The organism is Kribbella orskensis (genome assembly GCF_004342085.1).
Lineage (GTDB): Bacteria > Actinomycetota > Actinomycetes > Propionibacteriales > Kribbellaceae > Kribbella > Kribbella orskensis.
This window is the reverse complement of the sequence record NZ_SLWM01000004.1, coordinates 120164-134008: the sequence shown is the minus strand read 5'-3', so window position 1 is coordinate 134008 and position 13845 is coordinate 120164. Positions and strand designations below refer to the sequence as shown.

The window sequence follows — 13845 nt, the reverse complement described above, 5'->3', positions numbered from 1 at the left end:
CCATGACCACCGAAGCCGAGGACCAGCAGCGGGACTTCGTCAAGCAGTGGCGTGACCCGGCGTACGGCTGTTTCAGCTCGGGTCACAAGTTCTGCCGGAACGTGTGCCCGGTCATGCAGGTCACCCAGAACGAGAACCACTCGCCGACCGCGTTCCACGCCAACATCGTCGCGATGGAGCAGGGCGCGTTGACGGTCGCGGATGTTGCCGAGGACTACGTTCACTGCACGCAGTGCGGCGCCTGCGAGTTGCGCTGCCCGAACACGCTGATGGCCGGCGAGTTCTACCGGGCCCGGACGCGGACGGTGGACGTCGTCAAGGCGATGCGCGCACTGGCCGTCGACTCCGGCATCGAGCAGCCCAACTGGAAGCGCTGGGTCGAGGCGACCGTCGACCGCAAGAACGAGCCGGTTCTCGACGTACCGGTCGCGCAGGAGAACGTCGCCAACTGGGCCGATGGACTGGGACTCGGCGTCGGTGGCGAGACCGTGCTGTTCGTCGACTGCGAGGCGGCGTTCTACCGTACGGCGCTGCCTCGTGCGGTCGCCCAGATCCTGCAGATGGGTGGAGTCGAGTTCGGCCTGATGCGAGAACAGTGGTGTTGCGGCGGGCCCGCAGCCGAGATGGGGTACGTCGAGCGGTCGCGCGAGTTCGCCGTACACAATGTGGCCGACTGGCGCAGCGTCGGTGCCGGCCGGATCATCACGCTCGACCCACACGACTACATCACGTTCACCGAGGACTACCCCAGACTCTTCGGTGACGACTACGAGTTCGAGATCGTGCACATCACCGAACTCGTGGCCGAGTTGATTCGCGACGGGAAGCTGACGTTGACGGTGCCGATCGAGCGCGTGGCGACGTACCACGACCCCTGTCGGCTCAACAAGCGCAAGGGCATCCACAAGTCGCCGCGGGAGATCCTGCGGGCGATTCCCGGTCTGGATTTCCGCGACGTCGATCACGTGACGCAGTGGTCGTACTGCTCGGGTGCGGGTGGCGGGTTGAGCATCGAGCGACCGGAGATCACCGCCGCGATCAGCCAGCAGCGGCTCGACCGCGCGGCCGCGTTGGACGTCGACCTGTTGGTCAGCGCCTGCGTGTGGTCGGAACGTCCTCTCGCCGCTGCTGGGGAGGCCCTCGACATCGAAGTCCGCGACCTGATGGAGCTGGTGGCCGAGTCCGCCGGCCTCGAGGTGACGGCGGTGACGACATGACGACGATGGCGATCTCCGACGCGCTCTACGACGAACTGGTCGGCATCCTCGGCGAGGACGGCGTACTGACGGGCAAGCCGGCGCGGTGGAACCGGACCCGGACGCCGGCGCCGTTCCCGGTGCACCGGTGGAAGGAGTACGTCCCCGACGTGGTCGTGCTGCCTCGCACGACCGAGCAGGTCGCCGAGATCGTCCGTCTCGCCAACCGCACCGGTACGGCGGTGGTCCCGCGAGCGGCCGGGACCGGGCTGACTGATGGAGCCACCCCGCTGAGAGGCGGGATCCTGCTCGATGTGAAGCGGATGAACGAGATCCGCGAGATCGACCTGGTGGACCGCACGGTCACGGTGCAGCCGGGCATCAACATGCTCAAGCTCAACGAAGTACTGCAGCCGCACGGCGTGATGTTCCCGGACGACCCGGCGAGCTACCCGTGCTCGATGGTCGGCGGCCGGATCGGCACCAGCGGATGGTCGTTGATCGGGGCCCGCTACGGCCACACCCGCGACCTGGTCTGCTCGATGGAAGTGGTGCTCCCGACCGGCGACATCATCCGGGTCGGCGAGGGCGGTGGACGCAAGTTGCGCAAGGCATCCACCGGGTACACGATCAAGCCGCTGTTCTTCGGTCACGAGGGCACGCTCGGCGTGGTCACCGAGGCGACGCTCGAGCTGGTGCCGCGGCCGCAGGTGGAGTTCGCGGCGTTCTTCGGATATCGCGACTACGAAACCGCGTGGCAGAGTACCGGCGCGCTGGCCAAGTCGGGATTCGCGACGCTGGCTGGGGTCGTGCTGTTCGACGAGTGGAAGCTCGCGTACCTGCGCCGTGACGACGAGGCCTACATCGAGCAGCCCGACTGGCTCAAGAGCGTCGTCGCGGTGGCGATGTACGGCAACGAGGCCGAGGTCGTCCCGGCCGCGCGGGAGATCATGCGGATCGGGCGCGAGTCCGGCGGCAGCTACCTCGGCGATGAGATCAGCCAAGGCGACTGGGCCGCTCGCCACGATCGGTACGCGATCCCGCTGCACGGCCGGCTGCGCACCGGCGACGTCGTGCCCATGTCCTGGCACTGTGAGGACGCGGCGCTGAACTACAGCGTGCTGCCGCGGGTCCGCGAGGAGTGGCACGCGATCGCCGACCACTACATCCGGCGGTACGGCATCTTCGACGACTGGGGCATCTTCGCCTACACCAACGGGGCGTACAAGCCGTGGGGCGACTACCTCGTCGAGATCGACATCGGCATCTGGGAGCAGAAGCTCGACGACGAGATGTGGGAGGCCTGGCTGAACTGCAAGCGTGAGATCACCGAGGTGACACTGAAGCACGGCGGTTCGATCAGCGCCTGCCACGGGGCGAGCCGCGCGGGTGACGTCGAGTTCGTGCCCCAGGAGCTCGGCGGCGCCTTCGACGTGATGAAGAAGATCAAGCGCGCGCTCGATCCCAACAACGTGATGAATCCCGGCAAGTATCTGCTCGACCAGGCCTACGAGGACTGAGGGATCATGTTCGGCTTCCGGCTCTCCGCGCAGAAACCGCCCGACGCACGGCGGGTCACCGACGGCGTGGTGATGCGGTTCGACCATATTTACGAGGTCGATCCGGACAAGATGGCGGTCTTCGGACAACAGGACATCCCGGCATGGGATACCCACCGGATAGTCGACAGCAGGTGGGACCACCTGGCATGGATGCACCAGCACTTCGCCGACAAGGTCCTCGGCATGCCGGACCTCGGCCTCAACGAGGACGGCACGGTGCCCGAGGCGGAACATGCACCTTAACCACACGCATGAGCCTGAACGTCTGAAGGTCGATGGTTGACGGGACCCGCTTGTCCCAGAATCAGGCAGCGTCACGATTCAGTGGATTTGAGGTGGGGAACTCCGCTGGCTTGTCGAATCGGACGGATGTACGCGAAGCGTGGCTTCACGTCCCCGTCCTGCGGCTCTCGACTCGTCGTCATTAGCTCGATGTCGCTGAAGGTCGCCATGTAGATCCGGAAGCAGGGCGATGACGAGACGTTAGCCCGACTCCGTCCCCCGCTCATCACTGAAAGCGTCACCTGCAGTTTCTGCGAAATTTCTTCGACGGATGTTGCTGAAAAGGACGGCAACTTTCGATGGCGACGCCATCAAGAGAATTGATGCGGCCATCGATCGCCGACGGCCGCATCAAGCAATCGTTGGAAGCAGCCAAGAACTTGCGGCTCGCTGCCGAAAGGCGTAATCCCCTGACTGCCAGAATTCGCTTGACATTCGGGACGCTGCACTCACGCTGGGGAAGAGGGGGAATGGGGGAGTTGTGAGAATGATCGTCGCTGGCCGGTGGTCGGCAGTGCTTGTGACAAGCCTCGCGCTGACCTGTTGCGGAAAGAGTGATCCTGCACAAAGCGACGCTGTGGGCTCGTCGCCCGTCCGATCGGCTCCAACGAGTCGGTCGACGGACTCGGCTCCGACGAGTCCGTCGACTGCTTTGCCCTCAGCGGGCCCTGGCCATGCTTCTCAGGCACCGAATGGGACGCCGACCGAGTCGGGCACCGGCGTCTGGACGCCGGGCGTTCCGCAGACTCCGACGGCTACAACCAGGACGGTACCTACCTGGACCGGGAGGCCGAGCTCGCCGGCAGGTCCCGGCCCCACGCCGAGCAAGCCGACGCGGACACCTCGGGTCGCGAAGGTGACCTGGGTGCCTTTCGGCCCGGCGGCTGCTGATTCTCCGCCGCCGATGGAGTGGTTCGGGCGGACGCATCGTCGGTTCTCGCGACCGGTGCCGAGCGATTGCGGCGCTGCGAGTTCCTCACCGGCGTCGAGGGCGACACGTTGGGGCGGATGCTGTCGGTCTACCGAGGTGTCGGGGAGGCGTGCGTAGCTGCCCTGAGCGGAGATGCTGCACATTGGCGAAATGCTGCGGCGTATCTGGCTACGGCACAACAAGCTGTTGCCGGGCAACGACTCGGATGTTTGGAGACTGCAGCCGTGTCGCTGCTCCGCCGCCTCATCGAAGCCCATCGCGCTCAGCCGGAGGCCCGACTGGAGATCGTTCAGGCGGGCGGCACGGCGTGCCCTTGGGGAATCGACTCCGTTGAGCTGAGAGACCCGCTCGAAGGTACTCCTGAAATGGTCGCGGGTCCGCTCGAAGGCGGTACCGAGGTCAAGATCAATGGAGCCGGCCTGGTGGGCGTGTCGGAGGTGTACTTCGGCGATCTCAAGGCGACGAGGATGATCGACGGCAGCGGCTTTGCAGGGCAGTTCATGTACGTCTGTTCGCCACCCAGCACAAAGGCTGGAAAGGTCCGGCTGACGCTCAAGTCACCCGGAGGCGTGCGTATAAGTCCACCGAGCGCCGTCTTCGAGTATTCGTCCTCCGGACTGTCCAACTCGAACGGCGCGAATTGTCTCGCGTGAGTCCGGGAGGGTCGGTGAGAATGACCAGCAGGGGTGATGAAGGCACACGCGGTACGGCCGTGTCCGGCCGAGGCGATCGAAGGCGCAGGCGCGGTACGGCAGGGGGACGGCCGGCACGCAGGGAGCAGGGGCAACCCGACGAGGCGACCGGCTCACTCGCGGTCCTCCGATCTGCCCTCAGTCTGATCGGCGTCCTAGGACCACCTCTGACGGTTGCGACCGCGTTGCTCGTGTACTTCGGCTGGGCACGAAGTGACGTACAGGCGCAGGAGTTGGGGCTCGAGGAGAGCGTGCTCGGCATGTCCACTCGCGACTACGTCCTGAGAAGCATCGACACCCTGTTCGTGCCCCTGCTGATCGTGGGATGCATGGGCATCGGCTGGCTACTGGCTCATGAGCGGATCTCGGCTGCGATCGACCATGGTCGTCACCTCGACGGCTGGCGGAAGGGCTTTCGCCTGCTGCGGTTCGCATGGCTGGCAGTGCCGGCGGCGGGCTGCGTGGCCGGCCTTGTCTGGCCCGCCTGGATAGAGCTCATCGTCCCTCTGTGCCTCACTGTCGGCATTCTTGCCACGGCGTACGCATCGGTGATGTTGCGACGGATCACGCGGCTGTACGACGCGGGCGATGAAGGCCAGCTTCCGAGCTGGCATTGGGCCTTGATGAAGCTTTTGATCGGCTCGCTGGTCGCACTGAGTCTGTTCTGGGAGCTTTCCGAGTTCGCAGGTGTCGTCGGGCGTGGGCTGGCACATCAAATCGTGGCAGACCTGAACGAGCGGACGGGGGTCGTTGTGTACAGCAAGCAAGACATCCAGATCGGTGGTCCGGGGGTGAACAAGTACCGGATCAGCGAGCCGACCTCCGCCTGCGGGTTCCGGTACGACGGTCTCCGCCTCCTCCAGCGCACGGGAAACAAGTACTACCTCCTGCCGGTCGGCTGGCGCACGGTCGCAGACGGCGTGATCGCACTGCCGGACGACGGCAGCGTGCGCTTCGAATTCAGCAACTCCGGAACCGGACAGAACTCGGAAGGTGGGTAGCGGCCCGATCTAGAAGGGCGTCGCACAGATCGACGGCATCAACGACTTGGAGGGCAGGCGTGTCGGGGGATCGGTGATCAGGGGCGACCGCGACCTGCGCCTTGTCGTGCTGCATGAGGAGCAGCTTGTCCGGAGCGGCGTGCAATCCTGTTCGGGTTGCCGCCCCTGCGTCGGAAGCGGCGGAAGGACTGTCCCACGCCTCGCCTTTGGCCACGACACGCCCCTACCGACAGTGACCGCCTTGCCATAGGGTCTTGGGCCATGAGCTTGGTGGGGAAGTTCGACACGCCGGGGTCGCTCCGCGACGTCCCGGCCGGCTCGCCGTTGTACGACCGCTGGCACGCCACAATCGGCGCCCTCATCGCGCGGTCGACATCGCTCAGCGGATCTGGCGTCTACGTCGATCCCAGCGAACGCGACCTCGATGTCACCGCCACCCGGGCCTACACGTGGACCGGCTTCTCGCGGCCCCTGCTGATGAAGCACCGCGACGACCGCGACGCCGCGTTTGCCGAGGGCGAGAAGCGGTCCACCCAGATCGAGTACCTCGAGTGGCACGTGGACCGCGACCCCAGTGGCGTCATCGTGCGGGTCACGTTCACGACCGAGACGCCGGAGTACTGGAAGGCGCTCGCCGCGGTCGACCCCGACCGGGTCGTGGCGTTGTACCGGGAGTTGGTCGATCCCGCGGTCCGAGCCAAGGACCTGTTCAAGGCCAACGGCAGGTACGACCCGCTGAACCGCTGGAACACGACCGACGGCATCGTGCACTACGTCATGCCGATCAACTCCATGAGAGATCTGCTTGGCGTCTCACAGGAGGTCGAGCGCACCGGCGCCGCGCTCGACGGGTACGGCGCGCTGCCGTACGGCCGCGAGACGGGCGCCGACGCCCGGATCAACATCGATCTCTGGTCGATCAACCGGAAGGGGTACGCCGTCGCTACCGCAGACCCGCCCGGTCCGCTGATCATCGACTGGGACGATTCGGGGTGGACCGATCCCGCCGGCGAACCCGTGGGTGACCACTGGACGATCGTCCGCGGCGTACGGGGCGCGGCGCTGCGGGTGGTCTACGAGGTACCGCCGGCAGCCGGGTACCGAGTCGGAGACATCCGGATCGGCGGCCGTCCCATCGCGTTTGGCGGCCAGCTCGCCGAGCATGTGATCATGTCGGCCCACGGCGTCATCGATCGGGGCGCCTCGTGAACTCCGACGCGGCCATCGCACTGGCCGCGCTCGCGGAGACCGAGACGGCGCTGCTGTCGGGCGTCGAGCTTCCGGCAAGCAGCGGCGGTGCCCCACCACCGCCGCCGGTCGATGCAGCTCCGGACGGTGCCGCTGCGCGTCTCGGCCGGGCCCCGCAAGCGTTGGCCGACGAGCCGGTGTACGACGCCGAGGCCGCCGCCGACATCCAGGGCAACATCGTCCCCGGGTTCAACAAGGACCACCAGCACTTCCTGTTCCTGCGCTTCGGTGGCATGGACGGCGCCCGCGAGTGGGTGGGGTGGCTGGCGCCTCGGATCACCGCCATGGACGAGGTGCTGGACTTCCGGCGCGAGTTCCGCGCGCTGCGCCTGCGCCTCGGCGTGCGCGAACCCGGACTCAGCGCAATCTGGACCGCGGTCGCGTTCTCGTTCCCGGCCATCGGGGCGCTCGCCGGCGAGGCCGATGCGCGCGCCTTCGGCGAACAGAGCTTCCGGCAAGGCCTGGCTGAGCGGTCCACCTACCTCGGCGACCCGACCGACCCTGAGCACCGGGGGCATCGTGCCAACTGGGTCGTGGGCGGCCCGGACAACGAGGCCGACGCCTTGGTGATCGTCGCCGCCGATGACCCGAAGGACCTGGACGCCATGGTCGACGAGGTCCTCGACCACGCCAGTGCCCACGGCATCACGCTGCTTTTCGGGCAGCGCGGCGACACTCTCCCTGAGAACCTCCAAGGCCATGAGCACTTCGGGTTCAAGGACGGCATATCCCAGCCAGGCGTGCGCGGGCGGCGGGCGACCTCGCCGGACGACCACCTCACGCCCCGCTTCCTCGACGCCGAGGACCCCCACGCTGAGCTCTTCGCCAAGCCCGGCCAGCCGCTTGTCTGGCCCGGGCAGTTTCTGCTCGGGGAGCCCCGCCAGCACCATCAGGACCCGACGATCCCGGCCCCACCCGCCAGTGCGTTCCCCGACTGGGCTGGGCGCGGCTCGTACCTGGTGTGCCGACGCCTCCACCAGGACGTCGTCGGCTTCTGGGAGCTGGCAACGGCCGCCGCCGCAGCGATGGGGACTACCCCGGTCAGGCTCGCGTCGATGCTCGTCGGTCGCTGGCCGAGCGGGGCTCCGCTGATGCGCTCGCCCGATGCGGACGACGCCGCCCTCGCCGGCGACGAGTTCGCCAACAACCACTTCCTCTTCGACGACGAGACCCGCCCGTCCGCGCTGATCGATCTCCCCGGTTACCCCGGCGACACGCATCCGCCCGCGACCGAGGACCTGCTCGGCCAGGTGTGCCCATTCGCCGCCCACATCCGCAAGGTCAACTCCCGGGACAGTGGCACCGACTTCGGTGCACCCGCGGACACGTTCCTGCGGCTGATGCTGCGCCGCGGCATCCCTTACGGTGAACCGATCGCAGGCATCGCCGACCCGTCCCCCGAGCTGGAGACGGCGGAGCGCGGCCTGCTGTTCGCCGCGTACATGGCGTCGATCGAGGATCAGTTCGAGTTCGTCACCCGCCGCTGGGCCAACTCGCCCGTACAGCCCAACGTCGGCGGCGTCGACCCGATCATCGGCCAGCGCGACGTGCGGGGGGACCGCCGGCGCACGGTCGACCTCCCGGCCGCCGATGGCTCGACCACCACGATCGAGCTCCAGGAGGACCTCGTCACGCCCACCGGTGGCGGCTATTTCTTCGCCCCGCCCATCTCGGCGCTCCGCGGCGCCCTCGCCGGCGGCTGACCGAAGGCCAGGGTCCGTGAACACCCGCCTCCGCCGCGCGGCCAAGACCCGCAGCCTCTCAGACCCTCAGGGTCTGATTGCCCGAGCCGGTGTTGACCGCGGTGCTTGCCGCCATACCGGCCGTCCACCAGCCTGCTGGGCGGATACCTGACGAATGCGATGGACGTGACGTCCCGTTTCCTGGCCCGGGCCAAGGACGACGACGCAGTGCGCCGCGCCGCTCGTCGACCCACTGGGCTTCGACGATGTCAGAAGCGGGCGTCATGGACGACCCGATCGCCCGGACCTTTCCGCTGTGGATCAGGACCGAGGGCGGACAGGGTCTCCTCAAGATCGGTGTCGGGGCCTAGCCGCTGGATCTGGTAGAGGTCGATGTAGTCGGTCTGCAGGCGGCGCAGAGAGTTCTCGATCGCGGTCGTGATCCAGCGCCGCGAGGTGCCTCGCTGATGCGGATCATCACCCATCGGAAGACCGAACGCGCATGAGCCAGGCGTGGCGCTCACGAAGTGGCTTCTGCGGTATGCCGAGTTCCTCGCGACCAAACGAGGACTTGCCACGGCCCTCCACTCGGGCGATCCAGCATTCGACGGACTGCCCGACTACTTCTCAGCGCCTCGAACCGGCCCTCGAGTCACTGCTCGAAGACGCCACGGCAAGTGGCGAAACCCGTGGCGACATCAGTGCCAAGGACCTCCTGCACGCCGTCGCGCACCTGTGCCAACCCACACCGGGCGAGGGCCCCGAGTACAGCCAAGGCATGGTCGCCCTCCTCAGCGACGGCCTGCGCACCAGCCCCGAACTCCAGGAGTCGTAACCAGACGATCTGGTTCGGCGGCCGACTCCTCCGGCTGCCGATCGTGCAGCGGCAGCCGAACACATTCGGCTGGCTGGCCAAGGGTGGAATCCCTGCCGAGATCATGGACTCCTACCTACGGCCGATCTATCACAGCCGGGCGATCCGGCAGGACGCCAAGCGGTTCATCGCGGGTGTGCACAACAGATACACCCTGGCCGCGGCGAAGGAACTGACCGAATTCTGCAAGCCGGTGCTCCTGGTACGCGCGGCGGACGATCGGATCTTCCCTGCCGAACTCTTCGAACGACTCTCGGCAACGCTGCCCGACGCCCGACTGGTCACGGTTGCCGATTCGTACTCGTTCGTGCCGGAGGATCAGCCCGCCGAACTGGCGCAGCTGATCGTGGACTTCGCCGCATGAGGTGATTGGCGCGTCGCAGCGCCAGAAACCCCTCAGTCGGTCGTCAACCAAGCAGGTCACCAGACCGGATTGCGAAGGATCGCGCAATGGCACGAACTCGTACGTACTCCTGGGCCGACGCGCAGGAGCTGGCCAAGGCAAGCCGCGGAATGTCAGGACTGGAGTTCAACCACTATCTGATGGAGGGTGGTGAGGCGACGCGGATTCCGATGTCCAGCACCATCGGTTTCACCATCACCGAGTCGAACCTGGTCGTGTGGTGATCGTGGGCGCGAGGTTGGCGAGCATCTGTACAACCCCATTGGCGTCGTCCACGGCGGCGTCGCCGCGACATTGCTGGACAGCGTGGCGGCCAGCGCGGTGCACTCGGTACTGCCCGCCGGCACCGGCTACACGTCCCTGGATCTGTCGGCCAAGTTCCTCCGGCCGATCCTCGCGGATACCGGCCCGCTTCGCGCCATCGGCACCGTCATCAACCGTGGCCGGCGGACGGCCCTGGCCAACGCCGAGCTGCGCGACTCGACAGACCGTCTACTCGCTCACGCGACCAGCTCCTGCATGCTGTTCCCCACCGACGCGTGAAGCGATTGTTCCTCCGGCTGATCCCTCGCGAAGGCGATAAACTCGCCGGTCAAGCGAACCCGGTCAACTGAGACAGCATGAGGGGAACCAGCGGATGCGGCATCACGATGAGACGCTCGCGGCGTTCATGAGGAATCCTTGTGAGGATTGGCTAGCGGTCGTGCTGGACGGCTCGGTGGCGCGCGGCCGGGAGCGACCGGACTCCGACGTCGATGTGACCGTCGTCGTGACAGAGGAGGCGTTCGAGCAAGCCCGCGCAGGGGATCGGGTGAGCTACGTCGACCGCGAGGTCGCGACGTACGAGCGAGGCTATGTCGACGTCAAGGTTGTCACTCTGGCACTGCTGGCGGCAGGCGCAGTGCGCGGCGACGAGCCGATGCGGGCCGCCTTCACTGAGGCCCGGGTCGCCTGGTCGCGCGACGATGCCATCCGCTCAGAGCTCGAGCACCTGCTGAAGGGCGTCGTCGAACTCGATGAGGAGGAGTGGGAACGGCGGATGGCGTCCGCGATCGCGGTCGTGCGGCTGCAGGCCGGTTATTTCGCAAAGCAGGCATTCGCCTCGGGGGAGGAGTACCTACTTCGCTACGCGACACTCCACACCGTCTCGGCGGCGGGCCGTGCGCTGCTGGCCTTCAATCGCACCTTGTTCCAAGGCCACAAGTACCTGTTCCCTGCCCTCGCCGGGTTGGAGAACACACCGGACGGGTTTCTCGATCAGGCACGCGTTGTCTTGGCGGATCCAACGCCGGAGAGACTCGACGTGCTTGTCAAGACGGTGGAGGACTTCCACGACTGGCCGCTGACTCGTGAAGCGACTCTCTCCCGCTACGTCTCCGACAACGAGCTGGCCTGGCTCGACCGCTCACTCCCAACCGAATACCACTGAACGCCGCCAGGTCGAGCGCCGCCGTGCCTAGGTGTGTGGCCGGCGGCAACAGTTGCTGATGGCAACGTAGGTGTCGGCGTCGTCTATTGCGCTCCGAGCCACAACCCAGTCACCGACCGTTCGGCGTGCTTGGACTGATAACTGGTTCGGTGTCGGCAGGGCGACCGCTAGCCCACGATGCGTCTTGAGTTCGGCGTTCGGCGGTTCGGTGGGTCAGGTGGCGGGATCGAGGTAGCTACTTAGACGGGGGAGCGTGTGGGTCTTCTTCAGGGTGGTGGTCAGGATGGCGAGTTGCTCGCAGCCGGCGGTGAGGGCGTCTTGCAGGGTGGGCCAGCGGTCGACGCACCAGTAGGGGTCGTCGGGCTGGCGGTCGTGGTCGTCGTCGATGTCGGCGCACCAGCCGCCGGCGTACGCGCGGTGGATGTGCAATCTGAGCTTCATGGTCGTTCGTTTCCCGGGAAAGTGTGAGTGGAGTCAGTAGGGCAGTCGTCGGCCCGAAGGGGTCCGGAGGTCGATGACTTTGGTGTTCCTTGGTCTGCGGGTTCGCAGCGGCCGTTGGCGAAGTTGGATTTGTCGCATTGGACTCACCTCCTGTGGTGTTGCCTGGCAACGACGCTGGCGAGTGGCTGATGCCGCAGCCATCTGGTCGTAGCAGGGGCTATTTCCGGCTTTCGCAGGTAGTTCGGGCTTGTGCACGAGGCGGATGGGTGCGTCGTTCCGCGGATCGCTTCGGTGGGCGAGGGCTGACCGGTCAGATCTACCGGACCTGAGCGCGCAGTTCGTCGGCTACCAGTGCCACCTGCAGCGACATCCGGGACGGTAGGCCAGAGGATCCGGCGACTGTCGGCTGCCTCACTTTCCGTAACCCACCATGACCAGCAGCAACTATCGCGTGATGTGGTCGGGTCGAGGTAGCCGACCGATGGCAAAAGTTGCAGTCTGCGCTGTCCGCCGGTTCGAGGGATGCTCGCGCTGTGTCGCGGTCCCCGACCGGCCGGCAGCCACGACACGTCGTACCGTCGTGGGATCTGCGCATCCTGTGGGCGACAGAGCTGCGCTGGCGGCGGTGCCAGGTGAAGGAGGCCTGAGCCGCGACCAGCTCGAGTTCTCGGCTACCACGCTGACCGACGGAACGATGCCGCTGGCTGCCGGTGCCTCCGTATCGTCCGTAGTAGTCGATTCGACCTGGCATCGATGCTCTGGTTGCGGTACGACGGGACGCCGGTCTGGGGTGGTTGCCGGTGGCAACCTGACGGCTCGCTCACCGGGATGCACGACAGGCGGCACAATGAGTGCCGCCAGCCTGGAGTGAAGCAAGTGTGTTTCAGCGTCCGAGGAGGGATACGGACCTTAACCACGCGTTTGGAGCTCAACGCCTGAGCGGTAGCGGACCGAGGGGATCAATTGGCGTGCCACCGTCAGCGATGCAGCCGAGGCACCCGTCGGCAACAGGCAAGGGTTCAACGCGTGTAGCGGGCGACGAGGGTGTTCATGGCCTCGTCGATGCTGTGGTCGACGCGGCGTCGGGCAGGATCCTCGTCGTACCAGGCGATGATTTCGCGGGCGCCTGTTTCGAAGGGGATGGTGGCGACGAAGTCCGGGACCACTTGGCGGAGTTTGCTGTTGTCGAAGACCGCCGAATGGGCCTTGTCGCCCAGGAGGCCGTCCCCCCAGCCCTGATGCACGGCGGCGATGGCGTCCGACGGGACGTGGACGATCTGTGCTGACGTCCCGGCTGCCGTGGCCAGCGCGTGCGCGATCTGATCCCAGGTCAGGACGTCGTCGGAGGTGATCTGGAAGGCGTCGCCGAGCGTGCGGGGGTGGCCGAGCAGCGGAACCAGTCCGCGGGCGAAGTCGCGGTGGTGCGTCAGAGTCCACAGCGAGGTTCCGTCACCGTGCACCACGACAGGTTGGCCGCGGCGCATCCGTTCGACGATCGTCCAGCCGCCGTCGAACGGGACGAGGGTGCGATCGTAGGTGTGCGAGGGCCGCACGATCGTGATCGGATAACCCTCGTCGCGGTACAGCGCGGTCAGGAGGTCCTCGCAGGCGATCTTGTTGCGCGAGTACTGCCAGTACGGGTTTCGCAGCGGGGTCGACTCGGTGATCGGCAGCCGGGCCGGCGGCGTCTGGTACGCCGACGCGGAGCTGATGAAGACGTACTGGCCGACGTGTCCGCGCAGCGCGTCGGTGCGAGCGCGCACCTGATCGGGCGTGAACGCGACCCAGTCGACCACGACATCGAAGTCCTGGCCGGCAACAGCGGCCAAGGATGCCGGGTCGTCGACATCGGCGGTGATCTGCTTCGCCTCCGGCGGGATGGAACGAATCGAGGTCTGACCGCGGTTGGCGACCGTGAGGTCGAGCCCTGCCTGGACTGCTCGCCAGGAGCAGGCCGAGCTGATGATTCCGGTTCCGCCGAGAAAAAGAACGCGCAGCCCACTCATTCGAACAACTCCTTGAGATCGCCGGTAGCTTACCCAGAGAGGATAACTGTAAGATCAGTGATGCTCTGAGGTTGGTGAACGGTAGACAACAGAGATCG

The 13845-nt window shown here is 66.5% G+C and carries 16 protein-coding genes; 12 read left to right on the top strand and 4 right to left on the bottom strand.

Going from position 1 to position 13845, the window contains the following annotated elements:
* The first annotated feature begins 2 nt into the window (after positions 1–2).
* Genes EV644_RS12910 through EV644_RS12900 form a run of 3 tightly spaced genes read left to right on the top strand, consistent with a single transcriptional unit; the run spans position 3 to position 3001 of the window.
* Positions 3–1217, top strand: a complete 1215-nt coding sequence (locus EV644_RS12910) for a (Fe-S)-binding protein (protein ID WP_132188482.1) — start codon at positions 3–5, stop codon at positions 1215–1217.
* Complete coding sequence (locus EV644_RS12905; RefSeq protein WP_199239786.1) at positions 1214–2716, top strand: FAD-binding oxidoreductase; 1503 nt, start codon at positions 1214–1216, stop codon at positions 2714–2716. Before EV644_RS12910 ends, EV644_RS12905 begins: the two co-directional genes overlap by 4 nt.
* Positions 2717–2722: 6 nt before the next feature.
* Positions 2723–3001: a hypothetical protein gene (locus tag EV644_RS12900; protein WP_132188481.1), complete on the top strand. Its 279-nt coding sequence runs from the start codon at positions 2723–2725 to the stop codon at positions 2999–3001.
* 720 nt (positions 3002–3721) lie between these two features.
* Here EV644_RS12900 and EV644_RS12895 read toward each other — a convergent pair.
* Positions 3722–4114, bottom strand: coding sequence for a hypothetical protein (locus EV644_RS12895; RefSeq protein ID WP_132188480.1), 393 nt, complete (start codon positions 4112–4114; stop codon positions 3722–3724).
* Positions 4115–4195: 81 nt separating this feature from the next.
* Here EV644_RS12895 and EV644_RS12890 point away from each other — a divergent pair, with 81 nt between their 5' ends.
* The 4 genes from EV644_RS12890 (at position 4196) to EV644_RS12875 (ending at position 8615) form a co-directional block, all read left to right on the top strand.
* Entirely contained in the window at positions 4196–4624 is a 429-nt protein-coding gene (locus tag EV644_RS12890) for an IPT/TIG domain-containing protein (RefSeq protein WP_132188479.1), read from the top strand.
* A 224-nt stretch (positions 4625–4848) separates the two neighbouring features.
* The gene (locus tag EV644_RS12885; RefSeq protein ID WP_132188478.1) at positions 4849–5664 is read left to right on the top strand and encodes a hypothetical protein; all 816 of its coding nucleotides are present in this window, start codon (positions 4849–4851) and stop codon (positions 5662–5664) included.
* Positions 5665–5925: 261 nt separating this feature from the next.
* Positions 5926–6873 carry a DUF8225 domain-containing protein gene (locus EV644_RS12880; protein WP_132188477.1) on the top strand — a complete coding sequence of 316 codons (948 nt, stop codon included), beginning with the start codon at positions 5926–5928 and terminating at the stop codon, positions 6871–6873.
* Complete coding sequence (locus tag EV644_RS12875; protein ID WP_132188476.1) at positions 6870–8615, top strand: Dyp-type peroxidase; 1746 nt, start codon at positions 6870–6872, stop codon at positions 8613–8615. The genes EV644_RS12880 and EV644_RS12875 overlap by 4 nt, the downstream gene beginning before the upstream one ends.
* A 248-nt stretch (positions 8616–8863) precedes the next feature.
* Here the strand turns inward: EV644_RS12875 and EV644_RS46240 are convergent, their stop codons facing one another.
* Positions 8864–9118 (bottom strand): aldo/keto reductase, encoded by a 255-nt coding sequence (locus tag EV644_RS46240; protein ID WP_370451425.1) that lies wholly within the window; start codon positions 9116–9118, stop codon positions 8864–8866.
* A 47-nt stretch (positions 9119–9165) separates the two neighbouring features.
* Here EV644_RS46240 and EV644_RS12865 point away from each other — a divergent pair, with 47 nt between their 5' ends.
* The 5 genes from EV644_RS12865 (at position 9166) to EV644_RS12850 (ending at position 11300) form a co-directional block, all read left to right on the top strand.
* A complete protein-coding gene (locus EV644_RS12865) occupies positions 9166–9429 on the top strand; it encodes an SbtR family transcriptional regulator (protein WP_132188475.1) in 264 nt (87 codons plus the stop codon).
* Between the two features lie 43 nt (positions 9430–9472).
* Positions 9473–9832 carry an alpha/beta fold hydrolase gene (locus EV644_RS12860; RefSeq protein WP_132188474.1) on the top strand — a complete coding sequence of 120 codons (360 nt, stop codon included), beginning with the start codon at positions 9473–9475 and terminating at the stop codon, positions 9830–9832.
* 86 nt (positions 9833–9918) lie between these two features.
* Positions 9919–10095 (top strand): hypothetical protein, encoded by a 177-nt coding sequence (locus EV644_RS45290; RefSeq protein ID WP_199239785.1) that lies wholly within the window; start codon positions 9919–9921, stop codon positions 10093–10095.
* On the top strand, positions 10019–10414 hold the full coding sequence (locus tag EV644_RS12855) for a PaaI family thioesterase (RefSeq protein ID WP_369410494.1): 396 nt from the start codon (positions 10019–10021) through the stop codon (positions 10412–10414). The genes EV644_RS45290 and EV644_RS12855 overlap by 77 nt, the downstream gene beginning before the upstream one ends.
* A gap of 94 nt (positions 10415–10508) precedes the next feature.
* A complete protein-coding gene (locus EV644_RS12850) occupies positions 10509–11300 on the top strand; it encodes a nucleotidyltransferase domain-containing protein (protein WP_132188473.1) in 792 nt (263 codons plus the stop codon).
* A gap of 213 nt (positions 11301–11513) precedes the next feature.
* Here EV644_RS12850 and EV644_RS12845 read toward each other — a convergent pair whose 3' ends face one another.
* The gene (locus EV644_RS12845) at positions 11514–11741 is read right to left on the bottom strand and encodes a hypothetical protein (RefSeq protein ID WP_132188472.1); all 228 of its coding nucleotides are present in this window, start codon (positions 11739–11741) and stop codon (positions 11514–11516) included.
* A 1019-nt stretch (positions 11742–12760) separates the two neighbouring features.
* Positions 12761–13747 carry an NAD-dependent epimerase/dehydratase family protein gene (locus EV644_RS12835; RefSeq protein ID WP_132188470.1) on the bottom strand — a complete coding sequence of 329 codons (987 nt, stop codon included), beginning with the start codon at positions 13745–13747 and terminating at the stop codon, positions 12761–12763.
* Positions 13748–13845 lie beyond the last annotated feature (98 nt).

Bases quoted from the DNA above. Each gene is read 5' to 3' on its own strand.
- EV644_RS12910 (WP_132188482.1), top strand. From the start codon at position 3: ATGACCACCGAAGCCGAGGACCAGCAGCGGGACTTCGTCAAGCAGTGG.
- EV644_RS12905 (WP_199239786.1), top strand. From the start codon at position 1,214: ATGACGACGATGGCGATCTCCGACGCGCTCTACGACGAACTGGTCGGC.
- EV644_RS12900 (WP_132188481.1), top strand. From the start codon at position 2,723: ATGTTCGGCTTCCGGCTCTCCGCGCAGAAACCGCCCGACGCACGGCGG.
- EV644_RS12895 (WP_132188480.1), bottom strand. From the start codon at position 4,114: ATGTGCAGCATCTCCGCTCAGGGCAGCTACGCACGCCTCCCCGACACC.
- EV644_RS12880 (WP_132188477.1), top strand. From the start codon at position 5,926: ATGAGCTTGGTGGGGAAGTTCGACACGCCGGGGTCGCTCCGCGACGTC.
- EV644_RS45290 (WP_199239785.1), top strand. From the start codon at position 9,919: ATGGCACGAACTCGTACGTACTCCTGGGCCGACGCGCAGGAGCTGGCC.
- EV644_RS12850 (WP_132188473.1), top strand. From the start codon at position 10,509: ATGCGGCATCACGATGAGACGCTCGCGGCGTTCATGAGGAATCCTTGT.
- EV644_RS12845 (WP_132188472.1), bottom strand. From the start codon at position 11,741: ATGAAGCTCAGATTGCACATCCACCGCGCGTACGCCGGCGGCTGGTGC.
- EV644_RS12835 (WP_132188470.1), bottom strand. From the start codon at position 13,747: ATGAGTGGGCTGCGCGTTCTTTTTCTCGGCGGAACCGGAATCATCAGC.